Genomic DNA, 26,974 nt, shown 5'->3' with positions numbered 1-26,974 from the left:
TTGGGTCAGTGACGGCGGTATGGCGGTGGCAACGGCAGACCGAACTCGGTCATCACGTCGCGCAGCAGCGCTGGGTAGTCGGTGATGATGCCGTCGGCGCCGGCGGCGATCTGTGCCCGCATGGTGTCTTCGTCGTTGACTGTCCACGGAATGACCTTCAAGCCCATCGCATGTGCCCGTTCGATGAAGGGTCTGTCGGCGACGAGCGCGAAGCCCGGGTCGTCGGGCGTCAGGCCATAGGGAATCGAGTAGCCGGGAGACACGATGCCTGCGCCCACCATCGTGGCGCCGGTGAGGGGATCGCCGACCACCGCGGGGTCGATCCCGGCCAGCCACGGCGAGCCGGGAACCCACGTCGTCTCGTCCCACAAGGCCACCAGAGGGATCGCCGGCTCGAGCTGGCGCACCAACGGCAGCGTGCGCCAGTCGAAGCTCTGAATCTCGACCCGATCCAGCTTGCCCGCCGACCTGGCCGCGGCGAGTACCGCGTCCACGATCTCGCGCGGTCCGGCTGAGGTCTCGGGTTTGTCCGCCTCGATCTTCGTCTCGATGTTGAAGCGCACGCCGGCCGCGTACGAATCGGTGAGGCCGAAGACCTCGGGCAGCGTCGCGATCTTGTTGGCGGTCACGACCTCGGCGTCGGGGAAACCGTCGAGCAGCTTCCCGCAGTCGAGCGTGCGGATCTGGGCCAAGGTGAGGTCGTGCACCAGCTTTCCGACGTACGGGTATTGCGCGTCGGCGGCGAACGCGGGTCCGGTGTCGGTGCACTTCTCGGGTTGGATCACAGGATCGTGCCAGACCAGAGGCTGACCGTCCTTGGTCAGGACGACGTCCAATTCCAGTGTGCTGACCCCGAGTTCGAGTGACTTCGCAAAGGCCCGCAGTGATTCTTCGGTGGTCTCGCCGCGGCCACCTCGATGGGCCTGAAGGTCGAATATCGGGACCTGGGCGGCGGCCGGGAAGGACACCGTCGGGACGGAGCCGACCACCATCGCGGTGACGGCCGCCAGGAGGAGACGGCGACGGCGCGACGCTTGCGGGGGCGCGGCGGTGTTCGACGGCATCGATGCCCTCCCGAAGTCGCGGATCGCTGATCTCTTTCGATCATGCCTCGAGCGTGCGGAGTCGCCCGCGCATCGTCGACCGCACGATGTGGGTGCCGCCAAGAGTTCCGCGCGGCGACCGCAGAAATTTACGATGCGGTCATTCAAACTCGTCCGGCGCGCCCCCGGCGCGGATAGTCTGACCGGGTGAGCCTGGCCGGAGCGCCATGGTGACCGAGCTGGCGTTCTTGGGGGGTCCTCGGCCCGCTCACAGCTGTCGCGGACGATGGGCCGCGCCTCGCTCCCGGAGCAGTTCAGCGCCGGGAATCACTCCCATTGTTGTCGATGCACCGGTGCGTACCGGCCGTCGACGCGCCGGATGCGGCGGCAGACCAGTGCCCGACAAGCACTGCGGCCGCTCCCTCGTTCACGGGCTGTCCAGGGGATTCAACATAGCCTCAACAAGTCTTCAATGCCGATTCGCGATCGTGTCCCGGTGGACATGCTCCAGATCGGATCTCACTCGTACCCGTTACGAGGCGTCGACACTGACGTAACCCACGGCCGCCGAGGTTGAGCGCCATGTTTCTCGAAGATCTGCTGTCCCGCCGCCTCCGCCGGCACGCTGACGAATGCCCGGACGAGCGCATCCTGTCGTTCCTCGACGACCGGCTGGAGGTGGCCGACTCGTTGACCTTCGGCCGGCTCGACGATCGCGCACGATCGGTTGCGGCCGGCCTGCTCGACCGCGGGATGGGCGGGGTGCCGGTTGTCCTCTCGTACCCGCCGGGCCTCGACTTTGTCAGCGCCTTCTGCGGCTGCCTCTACGCCGGTGCGATCGCGGTGCCCGCAGCCCTGCCGCAGTCACGGCGGACCGCTGAACGATTGGCGGCGGTGCTCAAGGACAGCGCAGCGCGGTGTGTGCTGACCTCGGCTGCTCACCGCGCCGAGCTCTACTCACACGCCGGCGCGGCCCCGACCGTCGTCGATGTCATCGCCACCGATGTGCTTCCGTCACGGCCGGGCGACGGGCGTGTGGCGCTGCCGGATCCGGATCAGGTGGCGTTCCTCCAGTACACCTCCGGTTCCACCCGATCCCCGCGCGGTGTGATGGTCCGCCACGGCGACCTCGCCGCCAATCTGAACTCGCTGCGCGAGATTCTGGCGTTCGACGACCACGCCACGGGGGTCAGCTGGTTGCCGGTATTCCACGACATGGGTTTGATCGCCGGTGTCCTGCTTCCGATCTGGTCGGCGCGTCCGCAGTTCCTGATGGCGCCGGCGACCTTCGTCCGGAACCCGCTGAGTTGGCTGGAGGCGATCTCGCGCTACGGCGGAACGCACCAGGGCGCACCGAACTTCGGCTATCAGGCCTGCGTCGACGCGGCCAGGGCCGCCGGTGCGACCACGTTCGACCTGAGGAACTGGCGGGTCGCGTGGAACGGGGCCGAGCCCGTCCGCCCCGACACCCTGCACCAGTTCCGGGACCAGTTCGCGCTCAACGGTTTCGGTTCGGAATGTCTGTCGCCGGGCTATGGTCTGGCCGAAGCGACGCTGGTCGTGAGCGGCAGCGACGGGTCGAAGCCGGCCACCGAGTTGACCGTGGACGAATCCGAGCTGCACGTCGGGCAGGTGCGGCCGCGTATCGACGACGGGCCCGGCGTCAAGCGGCTGGTCGGATCGGGACGCCCGGCCGCAGGCACCGAGGTGCAGATCGTGCGTGCGGACGGGCGGGTCGCCGAGCCGCACACGCTCGGCGAGATATGGGTGCGCAGTGACAGTGTGGCACAGGGTTATTGGAACAACCCCGGCGAGACATCCGGGACCTTCGGCGCGTGCCTGACGACGGGGGAGGGGCCGTACCTGCGCACCGGCGATCTCGGCTTCGTCGATGACGGGGAGCTTTTCGTCATCGGCCGGCTCAACGACGTGATCGTCATCCGGGGGGTCAACTACTACCCGCACGACATCGAGTACACCGTCGAGCGCAGCCATCCGGCGCTGCAACCGGATGCCGGCGCGGTCATCGGCGTGGAGCGGTCCGGTCGGGTGGACCTCGTCTCGGTCAGCGAGATCCGTAGGGATCTGGTCGATTCGATCGTGGGCGACGACATCGTCGACGCGATTCGGCGGGCGGTGGCCCGCGATCATCAGCTGGCGCTGCAGCGCGTGGTGCTGCTCCGTCCCGGAGGGATGCCCAAGACATCGAGCGGAAAGATCCAACGCGCCAGGTGCAGAGACGAACTCGGCCGCTCCGGTCTGCCCGTGGTACACGACTGGCAGGCCTCGCCGGCGGGCCAGGCGACGATCGACTTCGATCTCGAATCACTCAGCCAGCCCGGCATGTTGGAGCGGCAGTTGGCGGACTGGCTGCGGCAGGAGCTGTCGATCTCCGACCTCACCTGGAGCACACCACTGACGGAGCTGGGAATCGACTCGCTCAAGGGTGTGGAACTCGTGAACGTCCTGTCCGCGGCGTTTGACTTCACCTTTCCGCCCACGTCGATGCTCGACCATCCGAGCATCGCGTCATTGGCCGGTCTGATCCGCGACGCCAAGTTGGGCGCCGGGCACCGGTCGGGCTCGAACCGCCCCGACGCCGGGGTCTACAGCGCCGGGCAGATCGACGCACTCGATGAGGCCGCACTGGTCGATCTACTGCAGCAGCGCGTCGACGACATCCTGGACGGTGGACGATCGTGACCGGGCAGTCCGGCTTCGCCGTGGTCGGGTATGCGGTCCGTTTCCCCGGTGCCGCCGATGCGCGCGAGTTCTGGGATGTGCTGGCCGAAGGCCGCGACGCCGTCTCGGAAGTCCCTGCCGACCGGTGGGATGTCGACGAGTTCTTCGACGCCGACCCCGATGCCGCGGGCAAGATGGTCTCCCGCCGAGCGGGGTTCGTCGACGACGTCGCGGGTTTCGATGCGCCGTTCTTCGGGGTGTCGGCCCGGGAAGCGATGTTCATGGACCCGCAACACCGCCTGGTGCTGGAGACCGCGTGGTCGGCGGTGGAGCACGCGGGCATCGCGCCGGAGGCGCTGGCGGGCACGCGGACCGGCGTCTTCCTCGGGCTGTCCACCCACGAGTTCCTCGGCATGCTGATCGCGCACACCGGCTACGAAGACGTCGACATCTATTCCGGCACCGGCACTTCGCCCGCCGCCGCGGCCGGGCGCGTCAGTTTCCGGATGGGACTGCAGGGGCCGGCGGTGGCCGTGGACACGGCGTGCAGCTCGTCGTTGGTGGCGGTGCACCAGGCGTGCCAGGCGCTGAGAGACGGCGACTGCGACACGGCGCTCGTCGGTGGGGTGAACGTCATCCTGACCCCGGTCCCGATGATCAACCTGACCCGGGCGCGAATGCTGGCCCCGGACGGACGGTGTAAGACCTTCGACGCCGCCGCCGACGGTTACGTGCGCGGCGAAGGGTGCGGGGTTGTGGTGCTCAAACGCACCGGGGACGCGCTGCGCGACGGCGACCGGATCCGGGCGGTGATCCGCGGCAGCGCAGTGAACCAGGACGGCGCCTCCGGCGGCCTGACAGTTCCGAACGGCGTTGCGCAGCAGCACGTCATCGCCGAAGCGCTGCGCCGTGCCGGCCTCGGCGGCGGCGAGGTCGACTATCTGGAGGCGCACGGGACGGGGACATCCCTGGGCGATCCCATCGAGGTCCAGGCCGCGGCTGAGGCGTTCGGTGACGGCCGCGGCCCCGACCGTCCGCTGCTGATCGGCTCGGTGAAGACCAACATCGGCCATCTGGAAGCCGCTTCCGGCATCGCCGGGCTGATCAAGGTGGTGCTGTCGCTCGAACACGAGACGTTGCCCGGGCATCTGCATCTGCGGCGGCCGTCGCCGCACATCCCGTGGGAGCGGCTTCCGGTCCGTGTCGTCGCGGAGGTGACGCCGTGGCAGCGCAACGACAGACCGCGCATTGCCGGGGTGAGTTCGTTCGGATTCTCAGGCACGAACGCACATGTGCTCCTCGAGGAGGCGCCCGTCGCCTCACCGACCGAGGAACCCGACGAGGCGCCCCACCGCAGGTACCACCTGCTGCCGCTGTCGGCGCGCACGCCGGAAGCGCTGGTGCGGCTGGCATCTCGCCATCTCGCATACCTGGAGGACGATCCGGACGCGACGATCGTCGACATCTGCGCGGCGGCCGGGGCGGGGAGGTCGCACTTCGAGCACCGCGCAGCGCTGGTGGTGGATTCGCGACCGCGGGCCCGACGGTTGTTGCGGGCGATCCACGAAGAGCGTCCGGCTCCCGGACTGGTGCGGGGCGTCTGCAGTGACCGACCGAAGACGGCCTGGCTGTTCGGCGGCCAGGGCAGCCAGTTCCCCGGCATGGCAAGGGAACTGTTCGACCACGAACCGGTTTTCGCGCAGACTCTGCGACGGTGCGGCGAGGTGCTGGACGGTCTGCTGCCGCGGCCGCTGCTGGAGGTGATCTTCGATAACGGGCCGGAGGCCGAGCACAATCTGCGGAACACCGCCTTCGCCCAACCGGCCCTGTTCGCCGTGGAGATGGGGATGGCACGGTTGTGGCGGTCCTGGGGCGTCGAGCCGGACGTGGTGCTGGGCCACAGCGTCGGCCAGTACGCGGCGGCCTGTGTCGCCGGGGTCTTCGGCCTCGACGAGGGCGCCCGGCTGATCGCCGAACGCGGCCGGCTCTTCGCAAATCTGCCCTCGGGTGGGCGGATGCTCGCCGTGTTCGCCGATCCAGACCGGGTCGAACGCTGTACCGCCGAGCACTCCCGCCTGTCGGTCGCCGCCTACAACGGCGCCAACACCGTGCTGTCAGGCCCCGCACCCGATCTCGAACAGGTCCACGCCGAGCTGACCGCCGCGGGGTCGCGCTGTGACTGGCTGGACACCAGCCACGCATTCCACTCCGCTCTCGTGGACCCGGCACTCGACGAATTCGAGTCCTTCGCAGCGCAATTCGAATACCGCGCACCGAAGCTGACGCTCGTCTGCAACCGCACCGGCAAGGTGCTGACCCGGCAGACCCGGCTCGATGCGCCGTATTGGCGGCGGCACGCCCGCGAGCCGGTCCGATTCGCCGACAGTGCGGCAACTCTGGCCGATCTGGGCTGCGCGGTGCTCATGGAGCTCGGCCCGCAACCGGTCCTCATCGCGGCGGCGCTGCGCAACTGGCCCGAGACCGCGCCCGTACCCACCGCCATCGCCTCGCTGCGCCGCGATGCCGACGCCCACCGCTGTTTCACCGATGCGCTGGGCGTCGCGTACACCACCGGTCACCGGCTCGACTTCGCCGGTCACCTCGGACGACGCCGGACACTCGACCTGCCCACCTACCCGTTCGAACACCGCGCCTACTGGTTCCCGACCACGAAGGTGCACACGCTGCGGGCCGGGGGCGGCGTCGAATCCCCGGCGGCCGAGTCGAACACCGGCGACTGGCTCACCGGGATGTCCGACGAGCAGCGGATCGACCGCATCATCGAGCTGACCCGCACCGAGCTCGGCAACGCGTTGCGGGTAGCCCCGGCGGAGATCGACCCCACCGCCGAATTCATGGCCATCGGTATGGACTCGATGATCGCGATGGAGCTGCGCGGACGGCTGCAGGCCGCATTGGGCACCCCGGTGCCCGCCTCTTTGTTCTTCGAGAATCCCACCGTGTCGACGCTGGCCGAGGCGCTGCACGCGCTGTGGCTGGACGCCTCGTCGGATCCGTCGCGGAGGGAGTCGCCCATTCCCCGGGTGCCGCACGGCTGCACGCTGCCCTGCGACGTGCCGCTGTCGCACGCACAGGAACAGCTGTGGTTCCTCAATCAGCTGCTTCCGTCTTCGAGTGCATACAACGTCGCCATCCGAGTGGACATCCGCGGCGCACTGGATCATGAGGTGCTGCAGCGCAGCCTCGAGGCCGTCGTCGACCGACATGAGGCGCTGCGCACGGTGTTCCAGAGCCGCCACGGCGCCCCGCAGGCGATACTCACACCTCCTCAACCGATCAAGCTGGCCTTCGAGGAGATCGGTGACGAGGCCGACATCGCTGCCGCCGCAGTGCGGGAAGCCAGCGTTCCGTTCGACATCGGCGCCGGCCCGCTGCTCCGGGCGCGACTGTTCGGGGTCGGGGACCAGCGGCACGTGCTGGTCGTGACGATGCACCACATCGTCACCGACGGTTGGTCATTCCGTGTGCTGCTCGGCGACCTCGGCCGGACCTACCAGGCGCTGGAGCGCGGGGAACCGGCACCGCTGGACGACCTGCCGATCCAGTACGCGGATTACGCCCGGTGGCAACGCGAGCAGTTGACCGGTCCCGAGTTCGACGCCCACATCGAGTTCTGGAAGGCCGATCTGGCGGGCGCACCGCCGCTGGAGCTCGACACCGACCGGCCGCGGCCGAAGTCCCCCACCTTCCGCGGCGCGCGGATCCGCTTCGACCTGGGACGGGAACGTGCCGACGCATTGCGCGATCTGTGCCGGGCCGGCAACGTCACGCTGTCGGTGCCGCTGCTGGCGGCCTTCGCCACCGTGCTGGAACGCTATTCGGGGCAACACGATCTGGTGATCGGCACGCTGACCGCCAATCGCGGCAGGCTCGAAACCGAGAACCTCATCGGGCTCTTCGTCAACGCACTGCCGATCAGGATCCGGCTCGACGGTGACCCCGACATGACGGAGTTGATCGACAGGATCCGCGGGCGCATGTCGGAGGTACTGGCACACCAGGACGTGCCGTTCGACCTCATCGTCACCGCGACCGCCCCGGACCGGGACGCCAGCCGGAACCCGCTGTTCGGAGTGCAGCTCGTGGTGCAGCCGGCTGCGGGGGCCGCGGAGCTGAGCAGTCTAGGCCTCGACGTTGCAGAGATCGACACCCACACGGCCAAAAGGGATCTCACGCTGACGTTCTTCGACGACGAACTGCTCGCCGGACACGTGGAGTACGCCACCGAGCTGTTCGACGAGGCCCGGATCGAGCGGCTGATCGCCCACTTCCGCGAGGTGGTCGACGCCCTGGTGAGCGATCGCCGCCTGCGGCTGTCCGAGGTGACGATGCTGACCGAAGCCGAGCGAGCGCACTACGCGGTCACGCGATCGCCCCTGGCCCCGACGGCGCGGTCGGTGCCGGAGCTGTTCGAGATGACGGCGGACCGTACCCCGGATGCGGTGGCGGTCAGGGCCCCGGACCGCTCGCTGACCTACCGCGAACTCGACGCCGCCGCCAACAGGCTCGCCCGCCGGCTGCGTGCGCTCGGCGTCGGGGCCGGAGCGGCCGTCGGGCTGCGGGTCGGGCGGAGCGCCGCGATGGCGGTCGGCATGCTCGGCATCCTGAAGGCAGGCGGCGTGTACGTGCCGGTCGACCCGACGTATCCGCAGGACCGGATCGAGCACATGCTGGGTGAGGCCGGGGTGGCGCTGCTCCTCGACGAGCGGGACGTCGACGGCGCCGAGGCCGGGCTGTGCTCCGCCGAGCGACTGGAAAATCTCGCGGCCGCAGACGATCTGGCCTACATCATGTACACCTCCGGTTCCACTGGACGGCCGAAAGGGGTGGCGGTCACCCACGGCAGCGTCGTCGAGTACGCCGAAACCCTGGGCCGCGAGCTCGGTATCACCGGTGAGGACGTCTACCTCGAGACCGCCTCGATCTCGTTCTCGTCGTCGATCCGGCAGATGCTGGTGCCCTTCGCGGTCGGAGCCGAGGTGGTGATCGCCACGACCGAGGAACGCCGCGATCCCGCTGCGCTGCTGCGCCGGATCGGCGAGTCGGCGGTGACGGTCGCCGACCTCGTCCCGACCGTGGTACGCCGCGTCATCGAAGTGGTGGCGGCAGCCGATGCCGGGCAGAGGGCCGCTCTGCGCCGGAACCGGTTGCGGCTGCTGCTCACCGCGAGCGAGCCGCTGCGGGCCGGCGTCGTGCGGGCCTGGCGCGAACAGCTGGGCGGCGGCGCCTCGTGGATCAACATGTACGGACAGACGGAGACCACCGGCATCGTCAGCCTGTACCCGGTCGGCGCGCCCGACGGGGACGCCCAGAGCATCGTGCCGATCGGACGGCCGCGCGCCAATGTCGGGATGTACGTGCTGGACCGGCTGATGCGGCCGGTGCCGCCGGGCGTCGGCGGCGCCCTGTTCATCGCGGGCCCGGCGTTGGCCCGCGAATACGTCGGCGATCCGGCGCTGACCGCGCAGAAATATGTACCCGCCCCGTGGAATCCCGCCGAGCGGCTGTACGTCAGCGGCGACATGGTCCGGCTCGGCTGGGACGGGGCGATCGAGTACCGGGGCCGCGCCGACCGGCAGGTGAAGATCCGTGGTCTGCGGGTCGAACCCGCCGAGATCGACCGCGTGCTGCTCGAACATCCCGGCGTGCGCGAGGCCGTGACCGTCGTGCGCGAGGCGAACGCCGACGGCGCCGCACTGGTCGCCTATTTCACCACCGGCGACACCCCCGTCCCGGTCGGGGAGTTGCGCGCTCACGCGCGCAGGCAGCTGCCCGACCACATGGTCCCGTCGGCGTTCACGGCACTCGAGCAATTGCCGCTGACACCGAACGGCAAGCTCGACCGGACAGCGCTGCCGGAGGTCACCATCACCCGCGACCAGGAGATCGAATACGTCCCGCCCCGTTCCGGCATCGAACAGTCGCTGGCAGAGATCTGGAGCGACACACTGCAACTCGAGCAGATCGGGGCAGGGGACAACTTCTTCGAGCTCGGCGGTCATTCACTTCTCGCGGCGCAGGTGCGCTCCCGGATACACCAGCTTCTCGGGGTCGAGTTGCCCCTCGAGGCCCTCTTCGAAGATCAGACACTGTCCGACCTGGCCCACCGGATCGAGGGCGACACCGGGGTCGACACGTCGGAGGCCCCGCTGCTGCGGCCGGTCGCGCGCACCGGGCCGTCGCCCCTCTCCTACGCCCAGGAGCTGATGTGGCGCACCGAATGTGACGACCCCGGCTCCCCTGCCCACTGGATCGACGTGTCGATCCGCATCACCGGGCCCCTCGACCCGGACCTGGTGGTGCGTGGCATCCAGGCGGCGACGCATCGACACGAGTTGCTGCGCACCGTTTTCCGTCCGTCCGGCGCGTCGGCCGCGCAGGTGATCCTCGATTCGTACACCCCCGGGGTGCCGATCTTCGACGGTGCCGCCGCGCTGCAGCATGATGTCTGGCCGGATCAGCCGGATCTCGCCACGTGTCCACCGCTGCGGGCCGAGCTGTGCCGGATCGACGACGGCAACCACATCCTGCGGTTGCGGGTGCACCGCATCCTCGCCGACGGATACACGATGCGGTTGTTGCTCAGCGAGATCGGCGGGCTGGTCGCCAGTTCGGCGGGCCTGCCCGACTTCCCACTGCTCGACGGTGACCTGCACTACGCCGACTATGCGATCTGGGAACGATCCTGGCTGACCGGTGCCGCGCTGCAGCGACGCATCGACCACTTCCGGCGCGAGTTCGCTGTCGGCGAGCTCCCGCCGGCCCTGCCGACCGACCACCCGCGCACCGGTCGCTCAGGACGCGCCGCCGGCCAGTTGGACTTCGAGTTTCCGGCCGAGGTCGCCGCGGCCGCACGGGCGCTGGCCGTTCGCGAGCATGCGTCGCTCTACACGGTGCTGCTCGCCGGATTCGCCGCCGCCCTGGGCGGTTACGCCGGGCGGCGGACCGTGGTACTCGGCTCGCCGGTTACGCGGCGCAACGATCCCGTCACCCAACTCATGCTCGGCCCGTTCATGAACACCGTGCCGCTGCGCATCGACCTCCCGGCAGGAGGCGGCCTGGCGGCGATGGTGCAGAACATGAAAACGACTGTGCTGGGCGCATTGTCACACCAGGATGCGCCCTCGCAGCACGTGATCGCAGCGCTCGCGGCTGAGCACGGACCGTCGGCGGCGGCCATCGGCGAAACCGTGTTCCTGATGGACGACCCGGTGCCGGGCGAGTTCGCCGCAGGCGGATTCCGGCTGACCCGGGTGCCGCCCGAGCGGGTCATCGCCCGGCGCGAGCTGACCGCCGCGATGAGCACGCGCAACCGGCAGATCACCGGAACGCTCACCTACGACAGCACGCTGTTCGACCCCCGGTCGATCGAATGCATCGTCGCCGGCTTCATCGGCGCGGTCTCCGCGCTGCATGTCGACTGCGCCTGACGGGAGGAGAACCAGATGAACAGTCTCAAGGACCCGGACTTCGAGCACACCGGCCCCGGGCGCCCGGCCGGACACCTGTTGCGGCAGCGGTGGCAGCCGGTCTACGCCTCCGAGGAGCTGGAAGCGGGACGCGCCGTGCCCCTGAAGATCCTGCACGAGGAACTGACCCTGTACCGGGGTGAGGACGGCATCGCCCACATCGTCGCGGGCCGCTGCGCACATCGCGGGGTGCTGCTGGCGGTCGGCACCGTGGAAGGCGACTGCGTGCGTTGCCGATACCACGGCTGGCAGTACGACGGCGCCGGTCAGTGCGTGGACCAGCCGGCAGAGCGGCGAAGCTTCGCGGACAAGGTGCGCATCGCGAGCTATCCCGTCGAGGAGTACTTCGGCTTCATCTGGACCTATCTGGGTGAGTCGCCGGTGCCGGAGCTGCCGCGCTGGCCGGAACTGGAGGAGTACGGCCGCTTCCACGTCATCGAACACCGGAAGTGGAACTACTTCCACGATCTGGAGAACACCGTCGACGACGTACACCAGTACTGGGTGCACAAGACCGGCATCTATCAGGACGACGGCAACGCCGGCCAGATCCCGGAGATGAGCGCTGAACTCGCCGATTTCGGCCTCACCCAGACCAGCACATTCAGCAACGGGTTCGTCCGCCGGCTCGCGCTGCTCATGCCGAACACTCTGTACTTCAACTCGGGCGCCGGAGTGCTGCGCGGTTTCAAGAGCTTCCTGTGGAACGTGCCGATCGACGACGAGAACCACATGATGTTCTTTCTGTTCATCGCGGCTCATCTGCCGCCCGACGTCGGCGCCCGGGTGGCGGCGGGCGTGCGGGAGGGCCGAAAATACCTGTCCCAGCTGCGGCCGGTCGACGACATCATCCGCGCCGTGCTCAGCGGCCGGGAACGCTGGGAGGACATCGAGGACCGCCCGGACCAGGTGCTGATCGAGGACGGTGTCGTCCTGCTCGGCCAGGGGGTCCTGCCCGACCGCTCGCTCAACCGGCTCGGTAGCTCCGACGCCGCAATCATCCTGCTGCGCAGACTCTATGCGCGCGAACTGGCCGCGATCGAGGCCGGCCACCCCCTGACGAAATTCCCGACACCCGACGCCGCGGCGCTCACCCGGCTCGACAGCTCAACACCCTGACTGCAGGAAGGCAGACCCATGACCACGGTGAAGGACCTGATGGACCGCGCGGCGACGATGATCGACGAAAACCCGGACGCGGCCCGCGAGTTCGGCGGAGTGTACAAATTCGAACTGGACGGCGATGACGCACGGACGTTCCTCGTCGACCTGACCGACAACCCCCGGGTGATCGACGGCGACGGTGACGCGCACTGCATCATCCGCATGGAGACAAGGGATTTCATCGCACTGGTGGAGGGGAGAGCGGACCGGCGTGCCCTGTTCTTCATGGGCAGGCTGAGCGTCGAGGGCGACTGGGCGCTCGCGATGAAGCTCAAGAGCCTCGACGAGTTGTTGGGTGACCGCAAATGACGGATCTGCAGAAGCGGGCACTGCAGGCCATCGAGGTCCTGCGGGCGCGGGTGCGTGAACTGGAAGGCGCCGGTGACGGATACGCGATAGTCGGGTACGCGCTGCGGTTCCCGGGTGCCGCCGACGCCGACGAGTTCTGGGATGTCCTGCGCGGCGGGCGGGATGCGATCTCGGAGGTGCCGCAGGACCGCTGGGATGCCGACGAGTTCTTCGACGCCGACCCGGAGGCCGCGGGCAAGATGGTGACCCGGCGGGCCGGCTTCGTCGAGGACGTCGCAGGCTTCGACGCCCCGTTCTTCGGGGTGTCGGCGCGTGAGGCGATGTTCATGGACCCGCAACACCGGCTGCTGCTGGAGACCGCGTGGCGGGCGGTCGAGCATTCCGGGACCGCACCCTCTGCACTGGCAGGCACCAGAACCGGGGTGTTCATGGGTCTGTCCACCCATGACTACCTGGGCATGCTCACCGACAATCTCACCCACGACGCCATCGAGGCCTACCTCGGCACCGGAACCTCACCCGCGGCGGCCATCGGCCGGATCAGTTACCGCCTGGGGCTGCAGGGCCCGGCCGTCGCGGTGGACACGGCGTGCAGCTCCTCGCTGGTGGCGGTCCATCAGGCGTGCCAGGCGCTGCGGCTGGCCGAGTGTGACGTCGCGCTGGCCGGAGGCGTCAACGTGCTGCTCAGCCCGGCGACGATGATCAACTTCTCACGCGCGCGGATGCTGGCACCCGACGGCCGGTGCAAGACGTTCGACGCCTCCGCCGACGGCTATGTCCGCGGCGAGGGTTGCGGTGTCGTGGTGGTGAAGCGACTCGCCGACGCGATCCGCCACGGTGACCGCATCCGGGCGGTGATCCGCGGCACCGCGGTGAACCAGGACGGCGCCTCCGGTGGCCTCACCGTTCCCAATGGTGCCGCGCAGCAACGCGTGATCGCCGACGCACTGAACAATGCGGGCCTCACCGCCGCCGACGTCGACTACCTCGAAGCACACGGGACGGGAACCCCGCTGGGTGATCCGATCGAAGTCCAGGCCGCCGGTGCGGTGCTGGGCGTGGGACGCGAGCCGGATCGGCCGCTGCTGATCGGATCGGTGAAGACCAACATCGGTCACCTCGAAGCGGCGTCGGGCATCGCGGGCCTCCTCAAGGTGATCCTGTCCCTCGAACACGAGGTGCTGCCCAAGCACCTGAACTTCCGCAGTCCGTCGCCGCACATCCCGTGGAACCGGTTGCCGGTGCGGATCGTCGACGACCCGGTCCCGTGGACCCGCAGCGGCCGGTCCCGGGTCGCCGGCATCAGCTCGTTCGGATTCTCCGGTACGAACGCCCACGTGCTCGTCGAGGAGGCACCGCGCGCAGACCGTGCCGGAGCGGCGCCGCAGCCCGCGGCCCCCGGGGGATTCGGCATGCTGCCGCTGTCCGCCCGGACCCCGGACGCATTGGCGGCCACCGCGCACCGGCTCCGCACCTGGCTTGCCGCCAACCCCGACGCGTCATGGCCGGATCTGTGCTTCACCGCCGCGGTGGGCCGGTCCCATCTACGCCATCGCGCCGCGCTGGTCGTCGACTCCCGGTCGAGCGTGGATGAGTTGCTCGGCGCGCTCGCCGAGGACCGTCCGGGCCCGGGGCTGGCGCGCGGGGAGTGCGGGGACCCGCCGAAAACCGCCTGGCTGTTCACCGGTCAGGGCAGTCAGTACCCCGGCATGGGCCGGGAACTGTTCGACACCGAACCCGTGTACCGGGAGGTCGTGACCCGGTGCGCGGAGGCGGCTGCCGACGTCCTCGAACGCCCACTGCTGGACGTGATGTTCGACGCGGACGGCGGGGAGGCCCTGCGGCACACCTCCTACGCTCAGCCGGCGCTGTACGCGGTGGAGATGGGCCTGGCGCGGCTGTGGCAGTCATGGGGGATCGAGCCTGACGTGGTGCTCGGCCACAGCGTCGGGCAGTACGCGGCGGCCTGCGTCGCGGGCGTCATGGGTCTTGAGGACGGCGCGGTGTTGCTGGCCGAGCGTGGACGCCTGTTCGGCAGCCTGCCGGAGGGCGGCCGGATGGCGGCGGTGTTCGCCCCCGCCGACCGCGTCGAGAGCTGCACCGTTGACTCTCCGCTGCTGTCGGTGGCCGCCTACAACGGGGACAACACCGTATTGTCCGGCCCGGCAGGGGATCTGGAGCGGGCAGTGGCCGGCTTCAGTGCCGCCGGCGTCCGCTGTGACTGGCTCGACACCAGCCACGCCTTCCATTCCGCGCTGTTGGACCCGGTGCTGGAGGAATTCGAGTCCTGTGCGGACCGGTTCGAGTTCGGCACGCCGCAGCGGACATTGGTGTGCAATCGCAGCGGTGAGGTTCTGAGCAGGCACGCGAGGTTGGACGGGCAGTACTGGCGCCGACATGCGCGGCAGCCGGTCCGGTTCGCCGAGAGCGTGCGCACCCTCGCGGATCTGGGCTGCCGGCTGCTGATGGAGATCGGCCCGCAACCGGTGTTGACGGCCGCCGCGATGCGGACCTGGCCGGGGACCGTCACTGCGCCGCGCGTCGCCGCGTCGATGCGCCGCAAGGGGTCCGACCGCCGTCAGATCACCGAGGCGTTGGCCCAGGCCTACGTCGCCGGACATCGCCCCGACACCGCCGCACGGCAACACGGGCGGGGCCGACTGCTGGATCTGCCCACCTACCCGTTTCAGCATCGGGCCTACTGGTTTCCGCAAGGCCAGGCCCGGACCGCACCGACCGACCCGGTGCACACCGAGACCGTCCAGTTCCTGGACGAGGAACGCATCGATGAACTCGCAGCGCTGCTGGACGGCCCCACCGGCAGCGCGCAGACCGTCGACGTGCTCAGCAAGCTGGCCGCACGGCACCGGCAGCAGCGCGGTGCGCAGTCCATCGCCGATGCGCGCTACCAGATCCGGTGGGAGAAATCCGAGGCTCCGGGCGCGGCCCGGCCCACCACCGAGGCGACCACCTGGCTTCTGGTGACCCACGATTCCCGAGCGGCCCAGCCCATTGCCGAGGTGCTGGAGCGACGCGGACATCCCTACCACATCGTCGGGTTACCGGGGTCGGACGCCGACGCGGCGCCGGCCGAGGAGGCGCTGCGCGCGACGGTGAGCCAACCACGCCCGCACATCCTGTACCTCGCAGCGCTCGAGGAATCCGGTGGGTCGGCGGCAGGGACGCTCGAATGGATGCAGCATCGGGTCCTGGCCGCGGCCCGGAAGCTCTTCCAACTCGCCGCCACCGCCGACGCTCGTACCCCCATCTGGCTGATCACCGCTGGGGCACAACGGATCTTCGGCGACGACACCGTCGAACCGGCGCAGACTAGCCTCTGGGGTTTCGGTCGCGCAGCCGCCCTCGAGCACCCCGAACTCTGGGGTGGGCTGGCCGACGTCACGACGGGTGACACCGAGGAGTGGTCAGCCCTGATCGACCACATCGTGGCAGCACCGACCAGCGAAGACCAGATCGCCGTCCGGGGCCGGGAAATCCATGTCGCAAGGCTCACGCGGCGGACCGAGAAGCCGAACCCCACCGCGCTGGAATTACGCAGGGACGCAACCTATCTGGTGACCGGCGGGCTGGGCGCGCTCGGACTGGAGATCGCCGAGTATCTGGCCTCGCGCGGCGCAGGCCACCTGGTGCTGACGGGCCGCCGACCGGCGAGTGACACCGCACAGCAGCGCATCGACGCCATCCGGGAACGGTTCCACTGCCAGGTCCTGGTCGTCACAGCGGACGTCGCCGACCGCGACGACGTCGCGCGCCTGTTGAGCACCATGCGTTCCGAGCTCCCACCGCTGGCCGGCGTCGTGCACGCCGCCGGCGAGATCGGGACGAGCCCGTTGCGCACCCTCGACGATGCCGAGGTGGACCGGGTGTTCGCGGGAAAGGTCTGGGGAGCGGCTTATTTGAGTGAGGCAGTGGCAGACATGGGGCTGGACTTCTTCCTGTCCACGTCGTCGATCGCCTCGGTCTGGGGCAGCCACGGTCAGACCGCCTACGGTGCGGCGAACGCCTTCCTCGACGGTCTGGCCGACAGCCTGCGCGCCCGGGGCGTTCCCGGCATCAGCGTGAACTTCGGTCCCTGGGCGGCCGGTATGGCCGATGCGGAAGCACGGGAACAGCTGAGTCGGCGCGGGGTCAAGACGCTGGCGCCCGCCGACGCTCTGGCGGGGATGGCCGACGCCATCGCGGCGTCGACGGCCCACGCGGTGGTGGCCCGGATCGACTGGGCCACCTTCCTTCCGGTCTACCAACTGCAGCGGCGACGTGCGTTTCTCTCACAGCTCGAACGTGAGGTGCCCGACGTTCCCGACGTCTCGGCGCCGGCGCCGTCGGGTACCACCCGTTTCGTCGAGGAGCTCACGCTCGCGCCCGTCGAGCAACGCCGGAAGCTCGTTCTGGAGTACCTGCGCGCCGCGGTGGCCGAGGTGACGCGCGTGGACGCTGCCGAAATCCGGGACGAGGCCGGCTTCTTCGACCTCGGCATGGATTCCCTGATGGCCATCGAACTGCGCCGCCGCCTCGAGCAGGGACTCGGCAAGGAGTTGCCTGTGACCCTGGCGATGGATCATCCGCACCTGAGCGACGCCGCGGAATACGTGCTCGGCGATGTCCTCGGCCTCTCGGAACACACCGTGGCCCAGTCCGACACGCCGTCGACGGTGCGAACGGACGACCCGATCGCGATCGTGGGAATGGCGTGCCGCTTTCCGGGCGCAGACGACACGGACGCGTTCTGGTCGGTGCTGGCCGAGGGTGCGGACCTGATCCGGGAGATCCCCGACGACCGCTTCGACATCAACGAGTTCTACGACCCCGATCCGGAGGCGGCGGGCAAGATCTACAGCCGCTACGGCGGATTCCTCGACGGGGTGGACGGATTCGATCCGGAGTTCTTCGGAATCTCCCCGCGCGAAGCCGTCTGGATCGATCCTCAGCAGCGGCTGGTCCTGGAGACCGCATGGGAGGGACTCGAACGTGCCGGGTACTCCGCGGCGGCGCTGCGTGGCAGTCGAAGCGGGGTCTATGTGGGGGTGGGGGCCAACGAGTACTCGCACCTACTGTCGGGTGGCTCCCTCGATGGCATCGAGGCGCAGTTCATCACCGGCAACGCACTGAACGTCATCGCCGGGCGGGTGTCGTTCACGCTCGGGCTGGAGGGCCCGGCGGTCGCAGTCGACACCGCATGCAGTTCCTCGCTGGTCGCCGTGCACCAGGCCTGCCAGGGCCTGCAGTCCGGCGACTGCGATCTGGCCCTGGCCGGCGGGGTCAACGTGTTGCTCAGCCCGGCCACCACCATCGCCACCTCGCGGGCCCGGATGCTCTCGCCCGACGGCCGGTGCAAGACCTTCGATGCCGCCGCCGACGGCTACGTGCGCGGAGAAGGCTGCGGCATCCTCGTGCTCAAACGGCTCAGCGACGCCGTGCGTGACGGCGACCGGATCCAGGCGGTGATCCGCGGCAGCGCGGTGAACCAGGACGGCGCTTCCGGCGGGCTGACGGTGCCCAACGGCGGTGCACAGCAACGGGTCATCGCCGCAGCGCTGACCCGCGCAGGCCTCTCCGGCAGCGATATCGACTACCTTGAGGCGCACGGCACCGGAACGTCGCTCGGCGACCCGATCGAGGTCCAGGCCGCCGGGGCGGTACTGGGCGACGGCCGGGACCCTGACCGGCCCTTGCTGATGGGGTCGGTGAAAACCAATGTCGGACACCTCGAGTCGGCGTCCGGCGTCGCCGGCCTGATCAAGGTGGTGCTGTCGCTGCAGCACGAGATGCTGCCCAGACATCTGCATTTCAAGACGCCGTCGCCGCACATTCCGTGGGACCGGCTTGCGGTGCGGGTGGTGGCCGAGCCGACCCCGTGGCGGGCCGACGGGCGGCCGAGGCGCGCCGGGGTGAGTTCCTTCGGATTCTCCGGGACCAACGCGCACGTCGTCCTCGAGGAGCCGCCGGCGCAGTCGGCCGATCTTCGGCAACCCCCGACCGACCGGAAGGATGGCGCCGCCGGGCTCGAGTCGGCGACGGCACCGGAACCGGCCTGCGTGCTGCCGATCTCGGCGCGGTCGCCCGAGGCGCTCACCGCGTTGGCGCGCCGCTACGAATCCTGGCTGACCGCGCATCCCGACGCCGACATCGCCGACGTGTGCTACACCGCCGGCGCCGGGCGGTCCCACTTCGAGCACCGCGCCGCGTTGGTCGTGGACTCGGTGGACGGAGCGCGTGACCTGCTGGCGGGTCTGGCCGAAGACCGGCTGGGCCCGGGTGCGGTGCGCGGTGTGTGCGGGGACCCGCCGAAGACGGCCTGGCTGTTCACCGGGCAGGGCAGCCAATACCCGGGGATGGCGCGCGAGCTGTTCGACACCGAGCCCGTGTTCCGGGACACGGTGACCCGCTGTGCCGAGGCGATCGGCGACACGCTACCGCGCCCGCTGCTGGAGGTGCTCTTCGACACCGACGGCGACAACGGGCAGACGTTGCGGCACACCTCGTATGCCCAGCCGGCGCTGTTCGCGATCGAGATGGGCCTGGCGCGACTGTGGCAGGCAAGGGGAATCGAGCCCGATGTGGTGCTCGGGCACAGCGTCGGCCAGTACGCCGCTGCCTGCGTGGCCGGGGTCTTCGGCCTCGAGGACGGCGCGCGTCTGGTCGCCGACCGCGGCCGGCTGTTCGGCGCTCTGCCCGAGGGCGGCCGAATGGTGGCGGTGTTCACCGACGCCGAGGTCGTCGAGGACTTCGCCGACGAGTTCCCCCAGGTGTCGGTGGCCGCCTACAACGGGCCGAACACCGTGCTGGCCGGCCCGGCGTCCGACCTGGAACAGATCGTCGCCGGCTGCAGCGGGGAGGGAATCCGCACCACGTGGTTGGACACCAGTCACGCATTCCACTCCGCGCTGCTCGACCCGATGCTCGACGAATTCGAGTCCTGCGCAGCACGTCTCGCGTACGCGGCACCGACACGCCCGCTGGTCTGCAACCGCACCGGCGCGGTGGTCACCGGGCCCGGCGTGATCGATGCGCAGTACTGGCGACGCCACGCCCGCCAGCCGGTGCAGTTCGCCGAAAGTGTGCGGACCCTTGCCGACCTGGGTTGCTCGGTGTTGATGGAGATCGGGCCGCAACCGTTCCTCATCGCGGCTGCCCTACGCGTCTGGCCGGAGTCCGCGGCCACTCCGCGGGCAATCCCCTCTCTGCGTAAGGGGCCCGATGCGCGGCGGCAGCTCGCCGAGGCGGTGGCCGCTGCCTATATCGCCGGCCATCGGCTCGATTTCACCGGTCACGACGGTGGGCCGCATCGCCGGTTGCAGCTGCCGACCTACCCATTCCAGCACCGCTCCTACTGGCCGAAGACGGCCGGCATCCGTTCCGATGGCAGCGGCGGATCCGGACTGCTGGGCTCGGCGCAGGACCTCGCCTCAGGCGACATCGTCCACACCAGCCGACTGTCGGTGAAGACGCAGCCATGGCTGTCCGACCACGTCATCTACGGCACGGTGGTGGTTCCCGGCGCCACCTATGCGGCGATGGCTCTGGCGGCGATGCCGACCCCCGCACGGGTGCAGGAGGTGTTCTTCTACGAGCCGATCATTCTCGGCGACAAGGACTCGCGAGAGGTGCAGCTGATGCTGCACCGGACCGACGATGCCGACGGGTGGACATTCGAAGTGCACAGCCGCCCGTACGGCGATCGCGACGCCGACTGGTCGCGCAACGCGTCGGGGACCGTCGCCGCCGGTGTCGGAGACGCCGCACCCGACGCCGCACCCGACGCTGCGGCGGACCCGGTCGACAACGCGATCGAGCGGTTGACCCGCACGCGCCCGCAGCAGCTGTTCGACGCCTTCGCCGACAACGATCTGGCCTGGGGACCCGCCTGGTGCAGCTCACTGCGCTCGCTGTGGGTCGGCACCGGAGAAGCGGTGGGCGACATCGCGGTCGGCGCCGAACTGGGTGAGCACCTCGGCCGCGAGCCGATCCATCCGGTGCTGCTGGATCTGTGCACCGGAATCGCCGGCGCGGCACTGTTGGCGGCGGCCGCACAGACCGACGCCGATCCGGAACTGTTCCTGCCGTTGCGGTACGGGCGGGTGGAAGTGCGTGAGCGCATGCCCCGGCGGTTCTACTGCCGGGCCAGGTGGCAGACCGGCGGCATCGACAGCGAGACTCAGGTATTCGACCTCGACTTCCTCGATCACGATGGCCGAAACCTCGGCGGTATCCGCGAATTCACGGTGAAGCGCGCCCCCCGGGAGGCGCTGCTGCGCGGGCTCGGCGCCGACGCGACCCGGCTGATCTACCGTGTCGGCTGGCGCGAAACCAGCCCGCCCGTCCGCGACGACGGCGCCCTCGGCCCGAGCAGCACCTGGCTGGTCGCCGGACTCGACGCGCTGGCCGACGATGTGCCCGGCAGCATCCGGATCGGCTTCGACCGGATCTGGGATCCCGACCGCGACGGCCGCGTGTTGCTCGACCCAGCCGACGACGAGCACTGGCGGCGACTCTTCGCGCTTGCCGACGAGCGCGGCGCACCGGTGGCGGGCGTCGTACTCGGCGTCACCGGGCGGGCACGGCCGGAGGAACCGTCGGCTGACTTCGCGGCCCGGCTGGAAGCCCAGATCCGCGACGTGCTCGGGGCGGTGCACTCGCTGTCGGCGCTGGGCGCGAAACCGGCTGCCGGACTGTGGATCGTCACCGAACGCGCCGTCGCCGCCGAAGCCGGCGAACCCGTCGATCCCGTGCAGTCGGCGCTGTGGGGGCTGGGTCGCACCCTCATCGCCGAAGAACCGGGCCTGCGCTGCCTGTTGGTCGACCTCGATGGATCCGAGGACGCCGGCCCCGCACTGGCACGGTTGCTCGGTGCCCCGGGTGACGAACCCGAACTCGCACTGCGGCAGGGCAGGCTGCTGGTGCCGCGGCTGTTGCCATGGTCGCGCAGCGGTCAACTCGCGATCCCGCGTGGCACCGATTACGTGCTGGCGCCCACCGAGCGCGGTGTGCTCGACAACCTGCGCGTGTCCGAGACCGAGGTGACGGCGCCGCCTGAGGGTCACGTCCAGGTGCGGGTCGAGGCCGCCGGTCTCAACTTCCGCGATGTGCTCAACGCTCTGGGCCTGTACCCGGGGGATCCCGGGCCGATCGGCGGCGAACTCGCGGGCGTGGTCACGGCGCCGGGGCCCGATGTCGACGGATTCGAAGTAGGGCAAAAGGTTTTCGGCTTCGCGGTGGGCGCGTTCGCCAGCCGGGTCAACGTGCCGGTTCAGTTCCTGGCGCCGGTGCCGGAGGGCATCTCCGCGGTCGCCGCGGCGACCACACCCGCTGCGGTGCTGACCGCCGGACTGGCGTTCGACTGGGCGGCGCTGCGCGCCGGTGACCGCGTGCTGATCCACGCCGCCAGCGGCGGCGTGGGCCTGGCCGCCGTCCAGCTGGCCCGGCAGCGTGGTGCGACCGTGTTCGCCACCGCAAGCGGCTACAAGCGCCCGATGCTACGGGCGATGGGAGTCGACCACGTCTATGACTCGCGCACAACGGACTTCGCCGACCAGATCCTCGCCGACACCGACGGTGCGGGCGTCGACGTGGTGCTCAACAGCCTGACCAACGACGGGTTCGTCGCGGCGACCGTGCGGGCGACCGCCCGGAACGGCCGCTTCGCCGAGATCGCCAAGCGGGACATCTGGTCGCCCGAGCAGATGGCGGCGGCGCGGCCCGACATCGACTACGAGGTCCTGGCGCTGGACGCCGTCATGCAGCAGGATCCCGACCGGATCCAGCTCCTGCTCGCCGACCTCGCCGACAGCCTGGCACGGGGCGAGACAGCGCCGTTGCCGTTCGAGGCCTACCCGCTGGCCGAGGCCACAACGGCGTTCCGCCGGATGCAACAGGCGCGGCACACCGGCAAGATCATCCTGCAGATGCCGAAACCGCTGCAGCCGCACGGCGATCGGAGCTATCTGATCACCGGTGGGCTCGGCGCCCTCGGCCTGCACGCCGCGGCCTACCTGGCCCAACTCGGCGCGGGGGACATCGTGTTGACCGGCCGCCGGATGCCCGACGCCGCGACGGAGCGCGCGATCAGCGAGATCGCGGAGCGCTACCACTGCCGGATCCATACCTTCGCCGCCGACGTCGGCGACGAGTCTGCGGTGCGGGATCTGCTGGAGCGGATCCGGACAGAGTTGCCGCCGCTCGGAGGTGTCGCCCACCTGGCGGGTGTGCTCGATGATGCGCTGCTGCCGCAGCAGAGCCCGGAACGCTTCCGGACGACATTGGCGCCGAAGGCGTTCGGGGCCTGGCATCTGCATCGGCTCACCCGCGACACCGAGCTCGAATTCTTCATCGTGTACTCGTCGGGGTCGAGCGTGCTCGGTTCCCCCGGCCAGGCCAACTACGCCACCGCCAACGCGGTGCTCGACGGGCTGGTGGCGCACCGCAAGGCGCGCGGTCTTCCTGCGACCGGTGTCAACTGGGGTCCGTGGGCCCAGGGCGGGATGGCCACCTCGGATGCGGCACGCGCCAATCTCGGTGCGCAGGGCCTGATTCCGCTGGAGCCGACTGCCGCCTTGAACGCCCTCGGCGAGATCGTCGCACACGGTATCGCTTCGGCGGTCGTGCTCAAGGCCAACTGGCAGCGCGCCGCCAAGCTGCTGGGCGCCACCCGTCCACCGATTCTCGACCACGTGCTGCCGAGCGCGGTCGCGGCCGGTCCCGGCGACAGCGCCCTGCTCAAACAGCTGCAGGACGTGCCCGAGGCGCAGCGCGGCAGCTTCGTCACCGAACATCTGCAGCGGGAACTGCAGCAGATCCTGGGCCTGGCGCAGCCGCCGGCGGCCACCGGCCGGTTCCTGGAACTGGGCATGGACTCGCTGATGGCGGTCGAGCTCCGAAACCGGTTGGTGGGACAGTTCGGGAGCGGGTTCACCATCACCGCCACGGCGGTGTTCGACTACCCGACCATCGGGGCGCTCGCCGAGTATCTGGCCGCGCAGACGCCCGAATCGACCGAGGAGGGAACCGAGATGAAGACCGCAGACCCGGATGGGCAGCCGGCGACCGTTGGGCACGCGGATGTCGTTCTCCAGACATCGTGACCCGGGCAGTCACATGCTCGAGATGACCGACGTCACCAAGACCTACCGCGTGGGTGGTCAGACCGTGCGCGCACTCGACGGGATCACCCTGTCGTTGTGCGGTGGGGAGTTCGTGTCCGTCGTCGGCCCGTCGGGTGCCGGCAAGAGCACACTGCTGCACCTGCTCGGTGCGCTGGACCGGCCGGACGCCGGGTCGATCCGGTTCCAGGGCGCGGAGATCGCCGCCCTCGACGACGAGGCCCAGTCCGAATTCCGCAGACACAGCGTGGGATTCGTGTTCCAGTTCTTCAACCTGCTGCCGACGATGACGGCGTGGGAGAACGTCGCGGTGCCCAAGCTGCTCGACGGGTCCCGGATGGCGAAGGTCAAGTCACGCGCGCTGGATCTGCTCGCGGTCGTCGGACTCGGTGATCGCGCGGAGCACCGGCCCTCGGAGCTGTCCGGAGGGCAGATGCAGCGGGTGGCGGTGGCCCGCGCCCTGATGATGGACCCACCGCTGATCCTCGCCGACGAGCCCACGGGCAACCTCGACACCAAGACGGGTGCGGCCATCATGGCGCTGCTCACCGACATCGCCCACCAGGACGAACGATCAGTTGTCATGGTGACTCACAACCTCGGCGCGGCATCGGCCACCGACCGGGTGATCACCCTGATCGACGGCCGCATCGGCTCCGACGTGTTGGCCGGTGGCGAGCTGACATGATCGGCGACCGCATGCGCGTGTTGAACGCGCGCGAACTGCGGCGACATCCCGGCCGCACCGCGATGTCACTGGCGGTGGTGGCGATCTCGGCGACCCTGCTGGTGGCGGTCTTCGGTATCACCGGATCGATCACGGGATCGTCGGACCGGCTCGCCGCCGGTATCGGGGGCAACGCAACCCTCGAGGTCTCCGGCGTCACCGACAGCGGGTTCCCGGAGTCGGTGCGGCCGGACGTGGCGAAGGTGCCCGGGGTGGCTGCGGCGATACCGATGCTGCGGACGTCGATCGGTCCGCCGGGCGAACGGGTGGTCGTGCTCGGCGTCGACGACAGCATCAGGGCCATGCTCAGCGACCTGCAGCGGGCCGTGCAGGATCAGATCGGCCCGCTGGTGACCCAACCCGGCATGGTCGCCGTGGGTGCCCGGACCGGCCACGCGGTCGACGACGTGATCGCTCTGGGCACCGGCGAGGTCAGGGTCGCGGCGGTCATCACCGGTGCCGACGCGGAACGGATCAACGGGGGGAACTTCATCGTCGGCCCGCTGCCGCTGATGCAGCGGCTGATGGGCCGTGCCGGGATGATCGACTCGGTGCTCGTGGTCGATCGGCCCGGCGCCGACCCGGCTTCCGTGCGCGCGGGCGTCACGGAGGCGGTGGATGGACGGGCCGTCGTCACCGACCCGATGTTCCGCTCCGCCCAATCCGGTGGCGCGGTGTCGATCATGAGCACTCTGCTGCTGTCGGCGGCGTCGTGTGCGCTGGTGGTGGCGGGCTTCCTGATCTTCAACGCGATGAGCATGGCGATCACCCAACGGCGACCGGCGATTTCGCTGCTGCGCGCCCTTGGCGCCAAGAGACGTCAGATCGTCGCAGACCTGTTGGCCGAGGCGGCAGCGGTGGGGTTGGTCGGTGGGCTGCTGGGGGCCGCGCTGGGCGTCCTGATCGGCATGCGTTCGATCGGTGCCCTTCCCGCGGCCCTGCTGCAGGGATACGAAACCCGAACCGAGTACATCCTGCCCGGATACGCGATTCCCGTCGCGCTGGCGGCGTGTGTCGTGGTGAGTGTGGCCGCCGCGACGCTGGCGGCACGCCAGGTGTACAAGGTTGCGCCGGTCGAGGCGCTGGCCCCGGTGGGGGTGTCGGCCGCCGATGCCGTCCCCCGCAGGGCGCGGCTGGTGGTGGGTGTCGTCGGGGTCGGCCTCGTGGCGGTCGCGGCGCTCGTGGCGTCCCGCGATCTGGGCAAGGTGTCGGTGGCGGCCGTCGGGCTCGCCGCTGCCGGCGATATCGCGCTGTGCTTCGCCTTCGCCGGCCCGCTCGTCGCCGGTGCCGCCGCGGTCGCGCGGGCCTTCGGTGCGCCGGGCGCGCTGGCGGCGGCGACCATCGAACGGTCCCCGCGCCGCGTGTGGGCCACGTTGATGACCGTACTGATCGCGGTGTCGATCACGGTGCAGAGCACCGGAGCCAACGCCAACGCCATCGACTCGACGAACGCGAGCTTCGCCTCGCTCGGCGACGCCGGACTCTACGTCAGCGTCTCCGGCCCCGGTGTGTACCCGACCGCGCCGATCCTCCCGAAGGATGCGGAGGCGTCGATCGCATCGATCCCCGGGGTGGCCGAGGTCGTTCCCGGGCAGATGGCGTACGCGACGCTCGCCGGTCAACGGATCATCATGCAGGGGCTCGCCCGCGGCTCGGTGGCGCCGCCGTCACAGGCGATGAACGATCAAGTGCGAGAGCAGGTTCTGGCCGGCGACGGGGTAGTCGTCTCCCGGGACATCGCGCGCAGCCTCGGTATCGGGGTGGGAGACGAATTGACGCTACCCACGCCCACCGGGCAGAGGCGGGTGCGGGTGCTGGAGATCGTCCCGTTCTTCTCGCTGCTGGGCGGTGTCGTCTCGATGAGCCTGACGCTGCTGCGGGAATGGTATGCCCGGCCCGGGTCAACGGTCCTCGCGGTCAACTTCACAGCCGGCGCCGACCGCGACCAGGTGGCGGCGACGATCCGAGGGCGCGTCCCCGCCGACGTCCTGGTGTACCCGGGGCAGGAGGCGGCCGCAGCCGTAGGTGATTCGATGGCCCAGGGCACCGCGCTCATCGACATCATGGCGTGGATCGTCGTTTTCGTCGCCGGCGTCGCGCTGCTGAACACCCTGATGCTGTCGGTGCTGGAACGGCGGCGTGAACTCGGGATGCTGCGGGCGATGGGCTCGTCGCGCCGCTTCGCGTTGCGGACGGTGCTGGCCGAAGCCGCAGGCATCGGTGTCGTCGGTGCGGCACTCGGAGCGGTGCTGGGGGTGGTCAACCAGTACCTGACTGCAGCGGCGCTGAGCAATGTACTCAGCATCGACGTGGTGTACCGGCCGAGCCCGCTTGCGATGCTGTTCGCCTGCGCCGCATTCGGTTTGACCCTGCTGGGGGCGGTTCCCCCGGCGGTCCGTGCGGCGCGACTCGACATCGTCGCTGCCGTGGCGGTGGATTAGC

At 69.8% G+C, this 26,974-nt stretch carries 8 protein-coding genes and 1 pseudogene; 8 read left to right on the top strand and 1 reads right to left on the bottom strand.

Going from position 1 to position 26,974, the window contains the following annotated elements:
* Positions 1-5 precede the first annotated feature (5 nt).
* A complete protein-coding gene (locus tag BN976_RS01765) occupies positions 6-992 on the bottom strand; it encodes a glycerophosphodiester phosphodiesterase (RefSeq protein ID WP_051558319.1) in 987 nt (328 codons plus the stop codon).
* A gap of 633 nt (positions 993-1,625) precedes the next feature.
* Between BN976_RS01765 and BN976_RS01760 the strand changes: the two genes are divergently transcribed.
* The 8 genes and pseudogenes from BN976_RS01760 (at position 1,626) to BN976_RS01730 (ending at position 26,973) form a co-directional block, all read left to right on the top strand.
* The gene (locus tag BN976_RS01760) at positions 1,626-3,746 is read left to right on the top strand and encodes an AMP-binding protein (RefSeq protein WP_051558252.1); all 2,121 of its coding nucleotides are present in this window, start codon (positions 1,626-1,628) and stop codon (positions 3,744-3,746) included.
* A pseudogene (locus BN976_RS34245) lies at positions 3,740-6,736 on the top strand (type I polyketide synthase); the annotation flags it as partial. The gene BN976_RS01760 and the pseudogene BN976_RS34245, both read left to right, overlap by 7 nt.
* A 33-nt stretch (positions 6,737-6,769) precedes the next feature.
* Complete coding sequence (locus BN976_RS34240) at positions 6,770-11,176, top strand: non-ribosomal peptide synthetase (RefSeq protein WP_235621988.1); 4,407 nt, start codon at positions 6,770-6,772, stop codon at positions 11,174-11,176.
* Positions 11,177-11,191: 15 nt separating this feature from the next.
* Positions 11,192-12,334: a Rieske 2Fe-2S domain-containing protein gene (locus BN976_RS01750; protein ID WP_036367440.1), complete on the top strand. Its 1,143-nt coding sequence runs from the start codon at positions 11,192-11,194 to the stop codon at positions 12,332-12,334.
* Positions 12,335-12,352: 18 nt separating this feature from the next.
* Entirely contained in the window at positions 12,353-12,688 is a 336-nt protein-coding gene (locus BN976_RS01745) for an SCP2 sterol-binding domain-containing protein (RefSeq protein WP_051558250.1), read from the top strand.
* Positions 12,685-23,787 (top strand): type I polyketide synthase, encoded by an 11,103-nt coding sequence (locus BN976_RS01740; RefSeq protein ID WP_036367438.1) that lies wholly within the window; start codon positions 12,685-12,687, stop codon positions 23,785-23,787. The genes BN976_RS01745 and BN976_RS01740 overlap by 4 nt, the downstream gene beginning before the upstream one ends.
* Before the next feature lie 13 nt (positions 23,788-23,800).
* Positions 23,801-24,493, top strand: coding sequence for an ABC transporter ATP-binding protein (locus tag BN976_RS01735; RefSeq protein ID WP_036367436.1), 693 nt, complete (start codon positions 23,801-23,803; stop codon positions 24,491-24,493).
* A complete protein-coding gene (locus tag BN976_RS01730) occupies positions 24,490-26,973 on the top strand; it encodes an ABC transporter permease (RefSeq protein WP_036367434.1) in 2,484 nt (827 codons plus the stop codon). Before BN976_RS01735 ends, BN976_RS01730 begins: the two co-directional genes overlap by 4 nt.
* The last annotated feature ends 1 nt before the right edge of the window (position 26,974 follow it).

It is taken from the genome of Mycolicibacterium austroafricanum (assembly GCF_000612725.1).
In the GTDB taxonomy this organism is placed as follows: Bacteria; Actinomycetota; Actinomycetes; order Mycobacteriales; family Mycobacteriaceae; genus Mycobacterium; species Mycobacterium austroafricanum.
This window is presented reverse-complemented; position numbering and strand designations above follow the sequence as displayed.